Origin of the sequence: Streptomyces flavofungini (genome assembly GCF_014650815.1) — a bacterium.
Classification (GTDB): domain Bacteria; phylum Actinomycetota; class Actinomycetes; order Streptomycetales; family Streptomycetaceae; genus Streptomyces; species Streptomyces flavofungini.
Window position 1 is genome coordinate 594746 of record NZ_BMVR01000004.1, and the last position, 18063, is coordinate 612808.

At 73.5% G+C, this 18063-nt stretch carries 15 protein-coding genes; 3 read left to right on the plus strand and 12 right to left on the minus strand.

Annotated features, from left to right (window positions below; genetic code table 11):
- Positions 1–18: 18 nt before the first annotated feature.
- Positions 19–963 (plus strand): Lrp/AsnC family transcriptional regulator, encoded by a 945-nt coding sequence (locus IE274_RS12925; RefSeq protein ID WP_229909496.1) that lies wholly within the window; start codon positions 19–21, stop codon positions 961–963.
- Between the two features lie 78 nt (positions 964–1041).
- Here the strand turns inward: IE274_RS12925 and IE274_RS12930 are convergent, their stop codons facing one another.
- A complete protein-coding gene (locus tag IE274_RS12930) occupies positions 1042–1938 on the minus strand; it encodes a LysR substrate-binding domain-containing protein (protein ID WP_190115800.1) in 897 nt (298 codons plus the stop codon).
- A 195-nt stretch (positions 1939–2133) separates the two neighbouring features.
- Between IE274_RS12930 and IE274_RS12935 the strand changes: the two genes are divergently transcribed.
- On the plus strand, positions 2134–3276 hold the full coding sequence (locus IE274_RS12935) for a bile acid:sodium symporter family protein (RefSeq protein ID WP_229909497.1): 1143 nt from the start codon (positions 2134–2136) through the stop codon (positions 3274–3276).
- On the opposite strand, the gene IE274_RS12940 is transcribed toward IE274_RS12935, so the two are convergent.
- From IE274_RS12940 to IE274_RS12950, 3 genes are all read right to left on the minus strand, one after another.
- Entirely contained in the window at positions 3212–4546 is a 1335-nt protein-coding gene (locus IE274_RS12940) for a DUF5005 domain-containing protein (RefSeq protein WP_372447063.1), read from the minus strand. The genes IE274_RS12935 and IE274_RS12940 overlap by 65 nt on opposite strands.
- Before the next feature lie 67 nt (positions 4547–4613).
- Positions 4614–6596 carry a sialidase family protein gene (locus IE274_RS12945; RefSeq protein ID WP_190115802.1) on the minus strand — a complete coding sequence of 661 codons (1983 nt, stop codon included), beginning with the start codon at positions 6594–6596 and terminating at the stop codon, positions 4614–4616.
- A gap of 146 nt (positions 6597–6742) precedes the next feature.
- Entirely contained in the window at positions 6743–7666 is a 924-nt protein-coding gene (locus IE274_RS12950; protein WP_190115935.1) for a quinone oxidoreductase family protein, read from the minus strand.
- Between the two features lie 171 nt (positions 7667–7837).
- On the opposite strand from IE274_RS12950, the gene IE274_RS12955 reads away from it, so the two are divergent.
- Positions 7838–8272 carry a MarR family winged helix-turn-helix transcriptional regulator gene (locus IE274_RS12955; protein WP_229909519.1) on the plus strand — a complete coding sequence of 145 codons (435 nt, stop codon included), beginning with the start codon at positions 7838–7840 and terminating at the stop codon, positions 8270–8272.
- 102 nt (positions 8273–8374) lie between these two features.
- Here IE274_RS12955 and fdhD read toward each other — a convergent pair whose 3' ends face one another.
- From fdhD to IE274_RS12995, 8 genes are all read right to left on the minus strand, one after another.
- Complete coding sequence (fdhD, locus tag IE274_RS12960) at positions 8375–9241, minus strand: formate dehydrogenase accessory sulfurtransferase FdhD (protein WP_190115804.1); 867 nt, start codon at positions 9239–9241, stop codon at positions 8375–8377.
- A 5-nt stretch (positions 9242–9246) separates the two neighbouring features.
- A complete protein-coding gene (locus tag IE274_RS12965) occupies positions 9247–10107 on the minus strand; it encodes a 2Fe-2S iron-sulfur cluster-binding protein (RefSeq protein ID WP_190115805.1) in 861 nt (286 codons plus the stop codon).
- Positions 10104–12005: an NADH-ubiquinone oxidoreductase-F iron-sulfur binding region domain-containing protein gene (locus tag IE274_RS12970; protein WP_190115806.1), complete on the minus strand. Its 1902-nt coding sequence runs from the start codon at positions 12003–12005 to the stop codon at positions 10104–10106. Before IE274_RS12970 ends, IE274_RS12965 begins: the two co-directional genes overlap by 4 nt.
- A gap of 6 nt (positions 12006–12011) precedes the next feature.
- Positions 12012–14000 (minus strand): molybdopterin oxidoreductase family protein, encoded by a 1989-nt coding sequence (locus IE274_RS12975; protein WP_190115807.1) that lies wholly within the window; start codon positions 13998–14000, stop codon positions 12012–12014.
- Positions 13997–14977, minus strand: a complete 981-nt coding sequence (locus IE274_RS12980) for a 2-dehydropantoate 2-reductase (RefSeq protein ID WP_190115808.1) — start codon at positions 14975–14977, stop codon at positions 13997–13999. Before IE274_RS12980 ends, IE274_RS12975 begins: the two co-directional genes overlap by 4 nt.
- 165 nt (positions 14978–15142) lie before the next feature.
- Positions 15143–16570, minus strand: coding sequence for a rifampin monooxygenase (gene rox, locus IE274_RS12985; RefSeq protein ID WP_190115809.1), 1428 nt, complete (start codon positions 16568–16570; stop codon positions 15143–15145).
- 212 nt (positions 16571–16782) lie between these two features.
- Positions 16783–17271, minus strand: a complete 489-nt coding sequence (locus IE274_RS12990) for a hypothetical protein (protein ID WP_190115810.1) — start codon at positions 17269–17271, stop codon at positions 16783–16785.
- Between the two features lie 4 nt (positions 17272–17275).
- Positions 17276–18037, minus strand: a complete 762-nt coding sequence (locus IE274_RS12995) for a sulfite exporter TauE/SafE family protein (RefSeq protein WP_190115811.1) — start codon at positions 18035–18037, stop codon at positions 17276–17278.
- Positions 18038–18063: the final 26 nt, after the last annotated feature.

Below are 18063 nucleotides of genomic sequence, written 5' to 3' on the forward strand. Positions count from 1 at the left end.
ACGGCGGATGAGCTGGACATGAAGCTGCTGCAGGCCCTGGAGACCGACGGCCGGGCGTCCTTCAGCAAGATCGCGAAGGTCCTCGGCGTCTCCGACCAGACCATCGCCCGCCGCTACCGACGGCTCACCGCCGAGGGCGGCCTGCGCGTCGTCGGCATGCGCAACGCGGAACGCCTCGGCCGCGACCACTGGATGCTGCGCCTGCGGTGCGCCCCCGACGGCGCCACCACCATCGCCAACGCGCTCGCCCGCCGTCCGGACACCTTCTGGGTGGGGCTCACCTCCGGCGGCACCGAAGTGGTCTGTCTGACCCGGCCGCGTACGCCCGGTGACCGGGAGGACCTGCTCCTCGGCAAGTTGCCGCGGACGCCGAGCATCGTCGAGATCCGGGCGCACCAACTGCTGCACAGCTTCTTCGGCGGGCCGCGCGGGTGGCTCGACAAGCTCGCGCCGCTGACCGATCGGCAGCGCGCCGCTCTCACGCCGGACCGCCCGCGGCCCGGGCCGGGTCCGGCCCGCATCGCGCCGCAGGACGAGGCTCTGGTGAAGGCCCTCGAAGCGGACGGTCGGGCCACGTATCCCCAACTCCAGCGTGCCACCGGGCTTTCCGAGTCCTCCGTGAAGCGGCGGCTCGCCGGGCTGCTGGACTCGGGGGGTGTCTTCGTCGACATCGAGTACAGCCCCGAGATGCTGGGGTTCCACAGTGCCGCGATCCTCTGGATCACCGCCGCGCCAGGGGCGTTGCACTCGGTGGGGGAGGCGCTTGCCGGGCACTTCGAGATCGCGTTCGCCTCCGCGACCGCGGGCCCGTCGAATCTGGTGGCCACGGCCATCGCCCCCGATACGGTGGGCCTCTATCGGTACATCAGTGGCAAGTTGGGGCAGTTGGACGGCGTGCAGCACGTGGAGACGGCGCCGTTCCTGCGCCGGGTCAAGCAGTTGACGTACCGGCCGGGGCGCTGACCCGAGGGGGCCGTGCCCCGTGGGGGCGCGGGGAACCGCGCGACCAGGTACGACGCACCCGCGGGAGACCGCAGCCGCTCAGCCGCGCCCGCGCTGCAAGCGGTCGCCGCCCGTCAGGATCGCCGCCGCCAGCGCGTCCGCCGCGCTGAGGGCGCCCCGCGTGCCCCGGCCGCCGCGCGCCCCCGCCCCCCGCTCGCCGTGCCGCAGCACGAAGTCCACCGACCCCAGCTCCGGCAGCCCCGCCCGGTCCGGCAGCCGCACCAGGCCCGGCGGGACCAGCCCACGCGAGTGGGCCATCACGCCCAGGCCCGCGCGCGCCGCGGCCACCAGACCGTTGAGGCTGCCGCTGGTGCAGGCCACGCGCCAGGGGCGGCCGCTGCGCTCCAGGGCCTCCATGGCGAGGGCGCGGGTGATGCCCGGCGGCGGGTACACGATGAGCGGCACCGGCAGGCCGGGGTCCAGGCGGAGGCGGGGCGCGCCGATCCACACCAGGTCGTCGTGCCAGACCAGTTCGCCGCGCGGGTCCTCGGGGCGGCGCTTGGCGAGGACCAGGTCGAGCTTGCCCGCGTCGAGGCGCTCGTGCAGCGTGCCGGACAGCTCGACGGTCAGCTCCAGGTCGACCTCGGGGTGCCCGCGCCGGAAGGACTCCAGGATGTCGGTGAGCCGGGTCAGGACGAAGTCCTCCGAGGCGCCGAAGCGCAGCCGCCCGCCCGGCCGCGCCCCGGTGAAGTACGAAGCCGCCTGCTCCTGCACCTCCAGGATGCGGCGGGCGAAACCGAGCATGGCTTCCCCGGCCTCCGTCAGCTCCACGCTGTGCGTGTCCCGCGTGAACAGCGGCCGGCCCGTCGCGTCCTCCAGGCGCCGCACGTGCTGGCTCACCGTCGACTGGCGCAGGCCGAGGCGGCGCGCGGCCTGCGTGAAGCTCAGCGTCTGGGCCACCGCGAGGAAGGTACGGAGCTGAACGGGGTCGTACACGCTCCCCAGGCTATCGCGGAACATGATGACAGTCAGAGCGGTGTACGGGATTCCCGATCGCGGCCGGGAGGAGGAGCATGGAGAGGGCACGTACCGCCTCACACGGAGAGGCCCGGAGGGCCCGCGCGCGGCGGTCGTGCCAGCACCGAGCACGGGGGCCACGGCGCCCCCGGCAGACCGAGCGCATGGAGCACTGTGAAACGCCCGTCCTGGCCGTCCTGGATGCCGATCGACCCGTACATCGCGGCACTGCTCGGCACCGTGGGACTCGCGGCGCTCCTGCCCGCCCGCGGCACGGCCGCCGATGTCGCCTCCGGCGCCTCGACCACCGCCGTCGCGCTGCTCTTCTTCCTGTACGGCGCGCGCCTGTCCACGCGCGAGGCGATGGACGGCCTGCGCCACTGGCGTCTCCACCTCACGGTCCTGCTCTGCACGTTCGCGGTGTTCCCACTGCTCGGCCTCGCCGCCAAGGGCCTGGTGCCGTACGTCCTGACGCCCGCGCTCTACAGCGGCCTGCTGTTCCTGACCCTGGTCCCGTCCACGATCCAGTCGTCCATCGCCTTCACGTCCATGGCGCGCGGCAACGTCCCCGCGGCGATCTGCGCGGGCTCGTTCTCCTCGCTCGCGGGCATCGTGCTCACGCCGCTGCTCGCGGCCGGGCTGCTCGGCCACGGCGCGGTCGGCTTCTCCGCGGACTCGCTCCTGAAGATCGTGCTGCAGCTCCTGGTGCCGTTCCTGGCGGGCCAGTTCCTGCGCCGGTGGGTCGGGGGTTTCCTCACCCGCAACAAGAAGGTGCTCTCGCTCGTCGACCGGGGCTCGATCCTGCTCGTCGTCTACACCGCGTTCAGTCAGGGCATGGTCGAGGGCATCTGGCACCAGGTCACCCCGGCCCGGCTCGGCGCGCTGCTCGGTGTCGAGGCGGTGCTGCTCGCGGCGATGCTCGCGCTGACCTGGTACGGCGCGAAGAAGCTCGGGTTCGGGCGGGCCGACCGGATCGCGATCCAGTTCGCCGGGTCGAAGAAGTCCCTGGCCGCCGGGCTGCCGATGGCGAGCGTCCTGTTCGGCGCCCAGGCCTCGCTCGCGGTCCTGCCGCTGATGCTGTTCCACCAGATGCAGCTCATGGTCTGCGCGGTGATCGCCAAGCGCCGCTCGCAGGACCCGGAGGCGGTCGAGGCGCGGGCCGCGGAGGCGGCGGAGTCAGGGGTCACGAAGGCGGGCGGGTCAGGGGGCGCGCAGGGTGAGGCGCGCGCCGCCCGGGGCGCCGCCGAGGCGGTCAGCTCTCGCGCTGGAAGCGCAGCGACACGAACCGGGGCCGGTACAACTCCACGTTCCGGTTGATGTGCGCCTGCGCGTTGGCCGCCGCCGCGTCCAGCCAGTTGACGTCGTAGCTCACCACGAGCCGCCCGCCGCCGCTCACGGCCGGATGGACCTGCGGGTTGTAGGGAGCCGCCGCCGTGCCCGCCGCGCTCTGGCCGCCCGTGCCGCCACCTCCCCCATTGCCCCCGCCGTCCTGCGGCAGCGGCGGCGCGAACGCCTTGGCGGGCCCGCGCCAGGGCCCGGTGGGGGAGCACGACCAGTACGACGTGACGTCCGTCAGGCCCTCGGTGCCCGCGGCCATGGTGAGCAGGACGTACGTCCCCTGCGTGCGGACCACGGTGAACGCGCTGCCCACGCCCTTGTGGGCGCCGTTGCCGAGGACCGGGCGCGGCTTGCCCGTGCGGGTCCAGTCCGAGCCGTCCCAGTACCGCCAGGCGTCGGGGTCGGCCAGGCCGCCGTGCGGGACGCGGGCGACGAAGGCGTGCGAGGAGGGGCGGGCGGCGGCCTGCGCGTCGGTGCCGCCGAAGACGTACGTCCACTCGCCGTCGTCGACGGTCGTCGTGCCGTACAGGACGCGCTTCTCGGGGTCGGCGACGCCGCGCTGGTCCGAGATCTGCGTGATGTTCTCGACCCGCAGGTCCGGTAGCGACAGGGTGGCGACCTCCGTGGCGGCGGGCGCCCCGTAGATCCACGGGCCCGGGGCCTTCGCGCGGGTCCACAGCAGCACCCGCAGGACGTCCTCGTCGCCGCCCGGCGAGCGCGGCTCCACCTTCGCGGCGACCGGCCAGCGCCACTGCTCCGGCGCCGGATCGGCGAACATCGGGGTCGGCAGCGTACGCTCCAGGGCTCCCGAACGGTCCGTCACCACACCGGAGTTGCGCACCATCGGGGCGCTCGTGTCGCGCCACGCGTGCGGCTGGCCCTGCGGGTTGGGCGGCGCGTGCACCTGCCCGAGGAAGGTGTCGGAGAACAGCCAGAGCACCCGCCCGTCCGGCAGCTTCACCGAGTGCGTGCCGTCGCCGCCCGTCCAGTCGTCGGTGCGGGCGCCGTCGTCGCCGTACGAGGCGAACGCGCCGGTGAGCTTCGGCTCGGGCGCGGACGAGGCGACGGTGGTGGCCGCGCACGCCGGACCGCTCTCCCGGTCGTCGTCGCCGTCCGGGAGAGCGGTCAGGAACACGGCCGCGCAGGCCACGGCGAGCAGCAGGACGATCCAGGTCCTGCGCGCGCCCCGGCCGCGCGGTGGCCCGCCCGTGGTGGACGGCCCCGCGTACGACGCTGTGGCCGCGGACACGCCCGGGCCGTCAGGGCCCTTCGGCCGGACCCCGCTTCTTCCGCCACGGAGATCCATTCGAAGGACCCTAATTCCCCGGACGCACCCGGTCCATGGGCAGCCAGGCGACGGTGTTCCACTTCACAGCGGCGGACGGGGCCCGGTCGGAGCCGAGCCGGGTCACCTCATCGTCGCTCAACGCCCGCTCGAAGACACCCACTTGGTCGATGGCGCCGGTGAAGTGGGCCCTGCTGTCCATGCGCTGGCCGATGTGCACGCCGAACGGCGAGTTCCGGCTGACGCTGCCCGGAATGTCGGCCCGGGACAGGCGGGTGCCGTCGAGGAACAGCGAGAGCTCCCCGTTGCCCCGGCGCAGCGCGACGTGGTGCCACTGCCCGTCGTTGTACGCGCCCTCGGTGCTCAGTGACGCCGAGCGGGGCGGACCGGCGCCGTCGCGGGTGGTGATCAGGCCCGTGACGCGGTTGTTCGCGGGCTCGCCGCGCAGCCACACCTGCGGCTGGCCGGTGCCGACGCCACCCATCCAGAGGAGCGGCTGCTCCCCGCTCGTCGCCGAGTAGCGGAACCACAGCGAGGCCGTGAAGTCCTGGCTGTGCAGCGGAAGCCGGGAGCTGTACGGCAGCCGCACGGCGTCGTCGACCCCGTCGAAGGCGAGCGCCTGCCCGCCGAACACGCCCTCCGTGGGGCGGGCGCCGCCGAGCACCGCCGCGTCCGGAGCGCCCGGCGCCCAGTCGCTGGTGCGCGGATCGGGGCCGCGGCGCGGCTTCAGCCACTCCTCGGTGAAGCGTGTGAAGCGGATCTCGTCCCGGGCGTCGACCGCGCCGCCCTCGTACATCAGGCCCACCCGCTCGTCGTCGACGGCCACCATGTCCGAGTAGCCGGACCAGTCGGTGGTGACGACGGTGGAGCGGTCGAAGCTGTCCCAGGTGCGGCCGCCGTCGTAGGAGGAGCGGACCGTCATGGTGCGGCGCCGGTCGGGGTCGCCGGGGGCGGCGAGCAGCAGCCGGCCGCCGAACCGGAGCGTGGAGCCCTGCACCTGCGGCGTGTACAGGTCGGGGCTGGCCTCGAAGGACCCGGTGAAGCTGTCCCCGCCGTCCCGGCTGACGACGTGGTCGCGGTGCCCGAGGTCGGTGCCGTCCTGCTCGCGCCCGGACACATAGACGGTGCCGTCCGCGCGCTCGGTGAGCGTCATCTCCGAGGGCTTCTGCCGGAAGGTGCCGTCGCTCGCGGAGATCGGGTACGAGTCCGTCGCGCCGATCTTCCAGGTGTCGCCGCCGTCGTCGCTGACGACCAGCGAGGCGTGGTTCTCGGTGACCCGGCTGCCGTTCCACGACTCGGCGTTGACGGTCAGGACCAGGCGCCCCTTGTGGCGGCCGCGGCTGAGCTGGATGCCGTGCACGGGCCCGGTCGCGTACCAGGAGTTCCAGGACTCGGGCAGGATCTCGTCGCTCAGGTCCCGCGGCTTGGACCAGCTCTCGCCGTCGTCGTCGCTGTACTGCAGGTGGGGCGTGCGCTCGCACGGCACCTCGCAGTTCTTGCCGTCCGTGCGGCCCGGGTTGTACGTCTCGGCGAGCAGGATGCGGCCCGTCCTGCGGTCGACGACCGGCGCGGGGTTGCCGTGCGTGTCGCCGCCGCCTTCGTTGATGACCCGCATCGGGCCCCAGGTCCGGCCGCCGTCGTGGCTGCGCTTGAGGACCAGGTCGATGTCACCGGCGTCGCTGCAGTCGTTGACGCGTCCCTCGGCGAAGGCGAGCAGCGTTCCCTTCGCCGTCTTCACGATCGCTGGTATCCGGAAGCACGAGTAGCCGGGATCCTGGGAAGCCTTGAACAGGATCTGCTGCTCGAACGGAGCCCTCGGCGCCGCGCCCGCCGCCCGGGCGGCCTCGCCGAGCACGGGCGGCAGTGCCAGGGCGGCGAGCGCGGTGGCGGTCAGGGCGGCGACGGTACGCCGCCTGGGGGACCGGAGGGGCTGGGCGAACCGGGTGATCCGGGAGCGCCTGGGGGGCCGGGCGGACCGGGCGGATCTGAGGCGTACACGGAGTCTCGACGGCATGGTGCGGGCCCTTCATGTCGACCGGACATTCGGACATCCCACGTCCAACGTGCGCGTCACTGAAGCTACTTGGGGGCCTTGGAGCAACACAAGAAGCGTGCGCGTAACGGAATCCCGGCGGGGCGCCGGGCGCGGATGCCGCCAGATTACGGGGTAAGTACGATTTTTCCGGTGTTGACGCGCGACTCGATTGCCGCGTGTGCCGCGGCCGCGTCCGCCAGGTCGAACTCGGCGTGCACGACGGGCCGCAGCTCACCGGCGTGGAACAGCCGCCACAGGTCCCGGCGCCACTCCTCGTACAGCCCCGGTCTGCCCCGCGCGATCAGCGCCATCTGAAAGCCCGTCACCGACTTGGCCCCGACGAGGAGGTCGTAGGCCGACACGGTGCCACCGCCCGAGCTGTACGCCACCAGGCGCCCGTGCGGCGCGAGCGCGGCCACCGCCGGGGCGAGGAGTTCGCCGCCCACGCCGTCCAGGCAGTAGTCGACGGGCTCGCCCCAGTCCGGCGCGTCGTAGCCGACGACGTCGTCGGCGCCGAGGCCGCGCACGAAGTCGGCCTTCGAAGGATCCGACACCGCGCCCACGACGCGCGCGGCGCCGTGCAGCCGGGCCAGGCGCACGGCGAGATGGCCGACGCCGCTCGCCGCCGCGGTGATGAGCGCGGCCTCGCCCGGGGCGGGCCGGGCGGCCTCCAGGGCGCCCCGTGCGACGAGCCCGCTGCGCACCAGCGCCACGGCGTCGACCGCGCTCGCGCCGTTCGGCACGGGGGAGGCCATCGCGGTGTGCAGGAGCGCGTAGTCCGCGTAGCCGTGCCCGAAGACCAGGCCCGTGACGCGGTCGCCGGGCGCGAAGCCGGTCACGCCGTCGCCCGCGCGGACCACCTCGCCCGCGATCTCGCCGCCGAGCGCGATGGGGTCGGCGGCCTCGCGCACCTTGCGGACGACGGGCAGGGTCACGCCGACGGCCGCGACCCGGACGAGCAGTTCGCCCGGCCCCGGCTCGGGGACCGGTGCCTCCTCGACGAACAGGACCTCGGGGCCGCCTTGCCGGTCGTACCGGACGCGACGCATCCGCACCTCCACGCGCTCACTCGGGAATCGCACCCGAAATCATTGGGAGCCCCAACGGTATCCATGAACTCGTGGGGAAGTCCAACGATTCTTGGATAGGCTCGTCCCATGCCCGAGACCCCGCCCGCGCCGCCGACGCCCGCAGCACGGCCCGCGCCCTCAGTGCCCGCCGTGCCCTCAGCGCCTGCCGCCATCCGCACCCTCCCCAGCTGGATCCTCGGCCGGGCCGCCGCCCGCGGCCGGGCCCTGGTCGCCGAGGCCCTCGCCGCCGAGGGCATGAAGATGTGGCACCACGTCGTCCTCGCCGCCGTGGCCGACCTCGGCCCGGTGGCCCAGGCCGACCTCGGCCGGGGCATCCAGCTCGACCCGAAGGACCTGGTCGGCGTCCTGAACGACCTGCAGGGCGCGGGCCTGGTCGAGCGCACGCCCGACCCCGAGGACCGCCGCAAGAACGCCGTCACCCTCACCGCCGACGGGCGGGCCCTGCTGCGCCGGTGCGCCACGGCGGCGCGGGCCGCCAACGACGACCTGCTGGCGCCGCTGTCGGCCGCCGAACGGGAGTCGTTCCTGGAACTGCTCGAAAGGGTCGCGCGGGTCGGCGAGTGAGCCCTGGGCCGAAGCGCGGGGGCGGCGCTGGGGCCCGGCCGGCGCAGGGGGCGCTCCCCGCCGGGCCGGGACCCCGTCGCCGTGTCGCGGCGGGAGCGCCGGTCAGGTCCGGGCGGCCGCGGTCCGCAGGGCCAGGCGGTGCTCGCCCGCGTACACGTTCATGGAGGAGCCGCGCAGGAACCCGACCAGGGTCAGGCCGGTCTCGGCGGCGAGGTCGACGGCGAGCGACGACGGCGCGGACACCGCCGCGAGCACCGGGATGCCCGCCATCACGGCCTTCTGCGCCAGCTCGAAGGAGGCCCGCCCCGACACCATCAGGACGGTGCGGGACAGCGGCAGGCGGCCGTCCTGCAGGGCGCGCCCGACCAGCTTGTCGACGGCGTTGTGGCGGCCCACGTCCTCGCGCACGTCGATCGGCTCGCCGTCCTCGGTGAACAGGGCCGCCGCGTGCAGCCCCCCGGTCCGGTCGAAGACCCGCTGGGCCGCGCGCAGCCGGTCGGGGAGGCGGGCGAGCAGCTCGGGCGTCAGCCGGACCGGGGGAGCGCCGTGCCCCTCGGGGTCGTCGTCGATCGGCCAGCGTGCGGTGGTGCGGACCGCGTCCAGGCTGGCCTTGCCGCACAGCCCGCACGACGAGGTCGTATAGACATTGCGCTCAAGAGTGATGTCCGGGAGGACGACACCGTCCGCCGTCGACACGTCCACCACGTTGTACGTGTTCGAGCCGTCCGCCGTCGCCCCCGCGCAGTACACGATGCTGCGCAGCTCGTCCGCCGAGCCGAGCACGCCCTCGCTGACGAGGAACCCGGCGGCGAGCGCGAAGTCGTCGCCGGGGGTGCGCATGGTGATGGCGAGGGGCTTGCCGTTGAGGCGAATCTCCAGGGGTTCCTCGGCGACGAGCGTGTCCGGCCGCTCGCTGACCGCGCCGTCGCGGATGCGGATGACGCGGCGGCGTTCCGTGACTCGTCCCATGTCGATCAGTCCCGGTTCTGTACGTGCTGGTAGCCGAAGCGGCCCTTGATGCAGAGGTTGCCGTGGGTCACCGGGCTGTCGTGCGGCGAGGTGACCTTCACGATCTCATTGTCCTGCACGTGCAGGGTGAGGTTGCAGCCGACTCCGCAGTACGCGCACACGGTGGTCGTCTCCGTCTGCGCGGCCTCGTCCCAGGTCCCGGCGGCGCGCATGTCGAACTCGCTCTTGAAGCTGAGCGCGCCCGTGGGGCACACCTCCACGCAGTTGCCGCAGTACACGCACGCCGAGTCGGTCAGCGGGGCGTCGTGCTCGACGGCGATCCGGGCGTCGAAGCCGCGCCCCACGACGGAGATCGCGAAGCTGTTCTGCCACTGCTCGCCGCACGCGTCCACGCACTTGTAGCACAGGATGCACTTGTCGTAGTCGCGCACGTACAGGTCGTTGTCGACCCTGGGCTCCTCGTCGAGGCGTGCCGCGTCCGCGCCGAACCGGTCCGGCTTCGCCGCGTACTCCTTCAGCCATGCCGCGGCCCGGGGCGTGGTCGACAAGTCGACGGACGACGCGAGGAGTTCAAGAACGAGACGGCGGCTGTGCCGGGTCCGCTCGGTGTCCGTACGCACCGCCATCCCCGCCTCGGCGCGCCGCGAGCAGGCCGGGGCGAGGGTCCGGGCCCCCTCGACCTCGACGACACACACCCGGCAGGCGTTCTTCGGCTTCAGCGTGTCGCCCTCGCACAACGTCGGCACGTCCTTGCCCGCGGCCCGGCAGGCGTCCAGGATCGTGCCGCCCTCCGGTACGCGCACGGGCTCGCCGTCGAGCGTGAACTCGACCAGGCGGCGCGGTGGCTGGAGCGGGATGGCGGTCATTCGTACGCCCCCAGACGGTCGATGGCGGATTCCACGGCGTTCCACGCGGTCTGGCCCAGGCCGCAGATCGAGGCGTCCCGCATGGCCTGCCCGACGTCGCGCAGCAGCGCGATGTCATCGGCGGCGGCCGCGCCCGTACGGTCGGCGATGCGGTGCAGCGCCTCCTCCTGCCGGACCGTGCCGACACGGCACGGCACGCACTGGCCGCACGACTCGTCGCGGAAGAACTCCGCCACGCGAAGCAGCAGCCGGGGCAGCGGCACGGAGTCGTCGATCGCGAGCACCACGCCCGAACCCAGCGTCGTCCCCGCATCGCGCGTGCCCTCGAACGTCAGCGGGATGTCCAGCTCGTCCGGCCGCACGAAGCCGCCCGCGGCGCCGCCGAGGAGGATCGCGCGCAGGTTGTCCGCGGGGCCCGCGAGGCCGAGGAGGTCGCCGAGGGTCGCCCCGAAGGGGAGTTCGTAGACGCCGGGCCGGGCCACGGCGCCCGAGACGCAGAACAGCTTGGGGCCGGTGGACTTGGGCGTGCCGATCGCCGCGTACGCCTGCGCGCCCATGGTCAGGATCGGCAGCACGTTCACGAGCGTCTCGACGTTGTTCGCGGCCGTGGGCTTGCCGAAGAGGCCCTTCTCCACGGGGAAGGGGGGCTTCGCCCGTGGCTCTCCCCGGTAGCCCTCGATGGAGTTGAACAGGGCGGTCTCCTCGCCGCAGATGTACGCACCGGCGCCGCGGCGGATCTCGATGTCGAACGCGAACCCCTGGCCGAGGATGTCGTCGCCCAGGAGGCCGCGGGCGCGGGCCTGGGTGATCGCGTGCTCCATCGTGCGCAGGGCCTGTGGGTACTCGCCCCGCAGGTAGAGGTAACCGTGGCTCGCGCCCACCGCGTACGCCGCGATCGTCATCGACTCCACCAGCGCGTACGGGTCGCCCTCCATCAGCACGCGGTCCTTGAACGTGCCCGGCTCCGACTCGTCCGCGTTGCACACCAGGTAGTGCGGGTGGTCCGGCTGGGACGCGGTCGCCTGCCACTTCCGTCCCGTCGGGAAGGCGGCGCCGCCTCGGCCGAGAAGCCCCGCGTCGGTGACCTCGCGGATGACCTCGGCGGGGCCGAGGGCGAAGGCCCGGCGGAGCGCGACGTAGCCGCCGTGGGCGCGGTAGTCGTCCAGCGAGCCGGGGTCCACGACGCCTGCGCGGCGCAGGAGGATCAGGCCGGGAGCCCCCGCTGGCTGCCGCCCCTGGACCCCGCTATCGCCGCTTCGCGGCTCGTCCTCGAACTCCCCCGAGCTCTTAAGGAGCAGGGGGGACCCCCACGACGGGCTGGATGATGTGCTGCTGCATGTCAGCCCCTCCGGCGTTTGAGGAGCGGGGTCCGGGGCGGAGCCCCGGTTCCGGGAAGGGGCGGGATCGGGGGAAGCCCCGCCAGGGCCCCCCGCCCGCACCACCCACACCGCCGGCGCCCGCTCGCACAACCCCAGGCAGGGGCTCCCTTCCACCTCGACCCCTTCGGCGGAGCCGAACTCGGCCGGTTCTCGCGCGCCGCGCACGGCGCAGGCGAGATCCGTACACACCCGCACCACGGTCCGCGCACGCGGCTTCAGCGAGAACAAGGAGTAGAACGTGGCGACCCCGTACGCCTCGGCGGGCGGCACGGTGAGCCGTCGGCACAGATAGCCGAGCCCGCCCTCGCTGATCCACCCCACGCGATCGTTGAGCGCGTGCAGCCCGGGAAGCAGCAGATCCCGCCGCTTCCGGGCGGCCCGCCCGCCCCGGGCCCACCGAAGATCCGCGTCCGAGCGGTCGTCGGCACCCTCCCAGGCCGACTCGGGCGCCCCGAGGAGCGCGTCCACCGCGTCCCGTTCCTCGTCGGTCGGTTTGCTGTCGCCGAAGCGCAGGTCCACGTACCGTCAACTCCCCACGGTCAGTTTCTCGATGCGGATGGCGGACGCCTTGAACTCGGCGGTCCCCGCGATCGGGCAATTCGCCTCGATCGTGAGCTGGTTGGTGTCGACCTCGTCGGGAAAGTGCATGGTCATGAAGGCGAGCCCGGGCCGCAGCCCGGGATCGACCCAGACCGGCGCGACGACGGCACCGCGCCGCGAGGTCACGCGCACGTCCTCGCCGACCACGACCCCGTACCGCTCCGCGTCCTCGGGACAGAGCTCGACGTACTCGCCGCGCCGCAGCGGGGAGGCGAAACTCCCGCTCTGCACACCGGTGTTGTAGGAGTCGAGGCGCCGCCCGGTGGTGAGCCGCAGCGGGAACGACTCGTCGGTGAGGTCGACGGGCGGGTCGTCGCGGACGAGCCCGAAGGGGGCGCGGGGGCCGCGCAGCGCGGGGTCGGTCTCCCAGAGCCGCCCGTGCAGGAAGCTGGTGGGGAGCCGGTCGAGGTCGGGGCAGGGCCACTGCAGGCCGTGGTGCGTCTCCAGGCGGTCGTACGTCATGCCGAAGTGGTCCGGCGACAGGGACCGCAGCTCGTCCCAGACGGCCTGGGAGTCGGCGAACTTCCAGTCGTGCCCGAGGCGGGCGGCGATCTCGCAGATGATGTCGATGTCCTCGCGGGCGGCGCCGGGCGGCGTGAGGGCGGCCCGCACCCGCTGCACGCGCCGTTCGCTGTTGGTGGTGGTGCCGTCGGTCTCGGCCCACGCGGCGGTGGCGGGGAGGACGACGTCGGCCATCTCGGCGGTCTTCGTGCGGAAGATGTCCTGGACCACGAGGTGGTCGAGGGCGGCGAGGCGCCGCGCGGCCTGGGCGCTGTCGGCCTCGGACTGGGCGGGGTTCTCGCCGATGCAGTACACCGCGCGCAGCCCGCCGCTCTCCATGGCCTCGAACATGTCGGTGAGCGTCATGCCGTAGCGCGGCTGGATGACGGTGTCCCAGGCCCGCTCGAACTTGTGCCGGTGCCCGTCGTCAAGGATGTCCTGGAAGCCGGGCAGGCGGTTGGGGATGGCGCCCATGTCGCCGCCGCCCTGCACGTTGTTCTGTCCGCGCAGCGGCTGCACCCCGGCGCCGTAGCGGCCGACGTGCCCGGTGAGCAGCGCCAGGTTGATCAGCGCCCGGACGTTGTCGGTGCCGTTGTGGTGCTCGGTGATGCCGAGCGTCCAGCACAGCTGCGCCCGCTCGGCGGTGGCGTACGCGTGCGCGAGGTCGCGGATGGCGGCCGCGGGCACGCCCGTCACCTTCTCGGCGAGGGTGACGGTCCACGGCTCGACCAGCGCGGCGTACTCCTCGAAGCCGGACGTGGCGCGCTCCACGAAGGCGGTGTTGTGCAGGCCAGCATGGATGATCTCGCGGCCGACGGCGTGCGCGAGGGCGATGTCCGTGCCCACGTTCAGGCCGAGCCAGCTCTCCGCCCACTCGGCGGTGGAGGTGCGGCGCGGGTCGACGGCGTACATCCGGGCCCCGTTGCGGATGCCCTTCAGGACGTGCTGGAAGAAGATCGGGTGCGCGAAGCGGGCGTTGGAGCCCCACATCACGATCAGGTCGGTGTGCTCGACCTCCTCGTAGGAGGAGGTGCCGCCGCCGGAGCCGAAGGCGGCGGAGAGGCCCGCGACGCTCGGGGCGTGGCAGGTGCGGTTGCAGGAGTCGACGTTGTTGGTGCCCATGACGACGCGCGTGAACTTCTGCGCCACGTAGTTCATTTCGTTGGTGGCGCGGGCGCAGGACAGCATGGCGAACGCGTCCGGGCCGTGGGCCGCGCGGGCGCGCCGGAAGCCGTCGGCGGCCCGGGCCAGGGCCTCGTCCCAGGTGGCGGCGCGCAGCGGGGCGTCGCGGCTGTCGCGGACGAGCGGCTGCGTGAGGCGGGTGTACGAGGTGGGGGCGCGGCCTCGCCCCTTGCGGGCGCGGTCCTGCCCGCGCGGGGCGGGCCCGGTGGTGGTGCGGTCCGATGTGGTCACGCTACGGCGCTCCTCATGCCGTGGGCGAGCAGGTCCGAGAGGGCGTGCACGGTGCGCAGGGTGGGCACGCGGACGCCGGTGATCTCCGCCAGTTCCACGACGGCGGCGAGCAGCACGTCGAGTTCGAGCGGCTTGCCGCGCTCCAGGTCCTGGAGGGTGGAGGTGCGGTGGTCGCCGACGCGCTCCGCGCCCGCGAGCCGCCGCTCGATGGAGATGTCCGGCTCGCAGCCGAGGGCGGCGGCGACGGCCAGGGTCTCGGCCATCATGATCTCGATGACGCGGCGGGTGCCGCCGTGCAGGCACATCTCGCGCATGGTGGCGCGGGCGAGGGCGCTGATCGGGTTGAAGGAGATGTTGCCGAGCAGCTTGATCCAGATGTCGCCGCGCACGTCCGGCTCCACCGGGCACTTCAGGCCGCCCGCGCGCATCGCCTCGCTGAAGGCGAGACAGCGCTCCGACCGGGTGCGGTCGGGCTCGCCGACGGAGAACCGGGTGCCCTCCAAGTGGCGGACGACGCCCGGCTCGGCCAGCTCCGTGGCCGCGTACACCACACAGCCGACGGCCCGGCGCGGCGCGAGCACCGCACTGACCGCGCCGCCGGGGTCCACGCTCTCCAGGCGGTGCCCGTCGTGCGGCCCGCCGTGCCGGTGGAAGTACCACCAGGGGATGCCGTTCTGGGCGGCGACCACCGCCGTCCGCTCCCGCAGGAGCGGTTCGATGAGCGGCCCGCACGCCGCGTACGAAGTGGCCTTCAGGCCGAGGAACACGAAGTCGGCGGGGCCGATGTCGGCCGGGTCGGCGGTGGCGTGCACCCGCGCGGTGAAGTCACCGCGCGGGCTGAGCACCCGCACGCCGTGCTGCCGCATGGCCGCCAAGTGCGGCCCGCGGGCGACGAGATGGACGTCGGCGCCCGCGCGGTGCAGGGCGGCTCCGACATAGGCGCCGATGGCACCGGCGCCCAGGACTGCGACTTTCACGATGGCGCGCTCCGTTCGGTTGAGGGTTCCGACGGACCGGCAGCGCTCTCAGGCTGCGCTGGTCGTGCGTGGCCGAGAAGCCCCACACGGTAGATGGAATATTGTCTACAGTATGGAAGTTGGGGCAGCAAGGGGTTGGGTGAGCCCTCTCTCGCCGACCGCCCGTCAGCTCGCGGCGGCCCCGAACCACTTCGGCAACCGCTCGACCAGTTCCCGCTGGTCCGCACCGACCCACGCCACATGGCCGTCCGGCCGCAACAGCACCGCGGGCGCGTCCAGTTCCTCACTGACGTCGACGACGTGGTCGACCCGGTCCGCCCAGCCCGCCACCGACAGCCGCCCGGTCTGGTCGAGCAGCAGCCCGCGACCGCCGTGCATCAGGCCGTAGAGCCGTCCGCGCTTCAACTCCACGTCCCGCAGCCGCCGGCCTAGCAGTTCGTGCCCCGCGCCGAAGTCGTAGCGGACCCCGATCGCGGTGATCTTCTCGATCAGGTACTGGTTCACGTTCTCGAACCGCACCAGCTCCGCGAGGAGTCGGCGCACCGCCTGGGAGCCCGGCGCGGTGGACATCAACTCGGTCTGCGCGCGAGTGTTGTCCAGCACGTCGGCCGCCACCGGGTGCCGTTCGGCGTGGTAGCTGTCGAGCAGGTCGTCCGGGGCCCAGCCGGTCACCGCGGCGGCCAGCTTCCAGCCGAGGTTGAAGGCGTCCTGGATGCCGAGGTTCAGCCCCTGGCCGCCGGTCGGCGGGTGGATGTGCGCCGCGTCGCCCGCCAGCATGGCCCGGCCGACCCGATAGCGTTCGGCCTGCCGCGTCGCGTCGCCGAAGCGGGACAGCCAGCGCGGCGAGTGCACGCCGAAGTCGGTCCCGGCGAACGCCCGGAGCTGCTGCTTGAACTCCGCCAGGGTCGGCGGGGTCGTACGGTCCTCGGACACGCCGTCGGCGGGCACGATGATGCGGTAGCCGCCGTCTCCCAAGGGCATGGCGCCGAACCGCAGTTGGGTCTTGCGGACCTCGGCCATCACCTCGGTCAGCGTCTCGTGCGACACGCCCACCTCCATCGCGCCGAGCAGCGTCTCGATCCGCGCGGGCTCGCCGGGGAAGCCGACCCCGAGCAGCTTGCGCACCGTGCTGCGGCCGCCGTCGCAGCCGACGAGATAGCGCGAGCGCAGCCGCGTGCCGTCGGCCAGCTCGACGTCCACCCCGTCGTCGTCCTGGCTCAGCCCGACCACTTCGCAGCCGCGCCGGATGTCGGCGCCCAGCCCGACGGCGTGCTCGGTGAGGAGCCGCTCGGTGATCTCCTGCGGGATGCGCAGGACGTACGAGTGCGCCGTGTCGAGCTGCTCGGGCCACTCCGTGCCGAGCCCCGCGAAGAAGCCGCCGACCGTGAAGGTCGTGCCGAGCGGCAGGAACTTCTCCAGGAGGCCGCGCTGGTCCATCATCTCCACGCTGCGCGCGTGCAGCCCCTGCGCACGGGACTGCTTGGTCGGCTCCAGCTCCTTGTCGAGGACGACCACCCGCACACCGTGCAGCCGCAGCTCGGCGGCCAGCATCAAGCCCGTCGGACCGGCACCGGCGACGATCACGTCAAACATGGAATCCCCCACTGACTCAACAAAAGCGCACGTACTTCGCGAACTCATCATTCCCGCAGGTCCTGGCCCGTTTCGGCGACCTGGGTCGATCATTGTGCGGCATGCCCCGGGCCTTGCTGCAAGGCCCCCCGTGCGCTATACCTTGAGAGTGGCAAGGAGGCGTTTCCCTCCTTGCCTTTTCGTTTTACGGATGGCTGTTCACGGGTGGCTGTCTACGGGTGACCGCGCGGGGTGGGCCGCAGGAGCGGGCCGGACACCGGCGCGTCCCCGAGGTCGCTGTCGCCGTCCTGGTGCCGCAGGACCCAGTCGTCGAGATCCTGTGCGGCTTCCAGGGGATGCCTGAGCAGGTACGAGCGCCACCCGTTGGGCTCGTCGGCGCAGCTCAGGCGCTCATGGAAGCGAGCCTCGGCCGCGTCGAAGCGCTGGCGAGCCGTCCGCGCGGAGACGTTCAGCGCGGCGCCGATCACGCGCCAGTCCGCCCCGGCGGCGCGCTCGTACACCGCGGCCGCTTCCAGCAACCGGTGCGCCGCTCTGCGGAGTTGGGCCGCTTCGGCCAGCGTGGCGCCCGGGGGCGTGTGGGCGGAGACCGGGACGCTGGCGCGGGCGAGTTCGGCCAGTTCGTACGCCTCGTAGGCCAGCGCCACGCGGGCGCGCGCCGTCTTCGGGTACGGTCCGCCCGCCGCCGGGTCGCGTTCGCTCATCAGGTCACCCCCGGACGAAGTACAGGACCGTCATCGCCACCGCCGTGGTCAGGACGACGGCGCGCAGCAGCCGCGACGGCAGGCGGCGCGCGAGATGGGCGCCCCCGAAGCCACCGGCCACCGCGCCCGTCAGCAGGGCGCCGAGGGTCAGCGGGGCGTCCAGGGCGTCCGACGCCACGAGGAACAGCGCGGCCGCGGTCAGGTACACCGCCGCGACCTGCGCGATCCGCATCGGGTTGGCCGCCGCGGCGTCGAGCCCCAGACCGGCGCTCCACAGGGCCAGCATCATGATGCCTACGGCCCCGCCGAAGTATCCGCCGTACACGGCGAGGGCGAACTGCGCGGCCAGGAGAGCCCGCGGTCCCAGGTCCACCGGGCGTCCGGACGCGTTGCCGAGGGCGCCGATGACACGGCGGCCGCAGCAGAGGAGCACCGTGGCGAAGGCGAGCAGCCACGGCACCGCCGCCTCGAACGACGCCGCGGGCAGGACGAGGAGCAGCCCGGCGCCGAGTCCGCCGCCGAGGGCGCTCACCCCGGTGAGGGTCCGCGTGGACACCGCGCCGACCGGGCCGAGTTCACGCCGGTAGACCCACGCGCCCGCCACCGCGCCGGGTACCAGGGCGACGGTCGAGGACGCGTTCGCCGTCACCGGCGGCACCCCGGCCGCGACCAGGGCGGGCAGCGCCACGAACGTGCCCCCGCCGCCCAGCGCGTTCAGGCCTCCGGCGGCGACCCCGGCCAGCAGGACCCACAGCGTCTCGGACATCTGCCGAGCATCGGCCCCCGGCCACC

Bases quoted from the DNA above. Each gene is read 5' to 3' on its own strand.
- IE274_RS12995 (WP_190115811.1), bottom strand. From the start codon at position 18,037: ATGTCCGAGACGCTGTGGGTCCTGCTGGCCGGGGTCGCCGCCGGAGGC.
- IE274_RS12950 (WP_190115935.1), bottom strand. From the start codon at position 7,666: ATGCGTCGCGTCCGGTACGACCGGCAAGGCGGCCCCGAGGTCCTGTTC.
- IE274_RS12965 (WP_190115805.1), bottom strand. From the start codon at position 10,107: ATGACCGCCATCCCGCTCCAGCCACCGCGCCGCCTGGTCGAGTTCACG.
- fdhD (WP_190115804.1), bottom strand. From the start codon at position 9,241: ATGGGACGAGTCACGGAACGCCGCCGCGTCATCCGCATCCGCGACGGC.
- IE274_RS12945 (WP_190115802.1), bottom strand. From the start codon at position 6,596: ATGCCGTCGAGACTCCGTGTACGCCTCAGATCCGCCCGGTCCGCCCGG.
- IE274_RS12990 (WP_190115810.1), bottom strand. From the start codon at position 17,271: ATGAGCGAACGCGACCCGGCGGCGGGCGGACCGTACCCGAAGACGGCG.
- IE274_RS12925 (WP_229909496.1), top strand. From the start codon at position 19: ATGAAGCTGCTGCAGGCCCTGGAGACCGACGGCCGGGCGTCCTTCAGC.
- rox (WP_190115809.1), bottom strand. From the start codon at position 16,570: ATGTTTGACGTGATCGTCGCCGGTGCCGGTCCGACGGGCTTGATGCTG.